General features: G+C 76.6%; 1 protein-coding gene. It reads left to right on the forward strand.

The features are described from left to right. On the forward strand, nt 1–312 hold a 312-nt coding region (locus ACSNOK_RS33695), incomplete at both ends, for an ATP-binding cassette domain-containing protein (RefSeq protein ID WP_436784566.1).

Here is a 312-nt window from a genome sequence, read left to right on the forward strand (position 1 = left end):
GTCCGGTGGGTTGCGGCTGGAGGGCCTCGTCGTCCGCCATCCGGGGCGTACGGAGCCGTCGCTGCCGGCGACGTCACTGACCGTCGCGCCCGGCGAGACGGTCGCCGTCGTCGGGCCCAGCGGCGCCGGCAAGTCCACCCTGATCCACGCGGTGCTCGGCTTCGTCCGCCCGGAGCGGGGGCGGGTGCTGCTCGGCGAGCACGGGGACACGGACCTGGCGGCGGTCGACCGGGAGAGCTGGCACCGGCGGGTGGCGTGGCTGCCCCAGCGGCCGTGTCTGTTCGCCGGCACCGTCGCGGACAACGTCCGGCT

Origin of the sequence: Streptomyces sp. URMC 126 (assembly GCF_051386555.1) — a bacterium.
Taxonomy (GTDB): Bacteria; Actinomycetota; Actinomycetes; order Streptomycetales; family Streptomycetaceae; genus Streptomyces.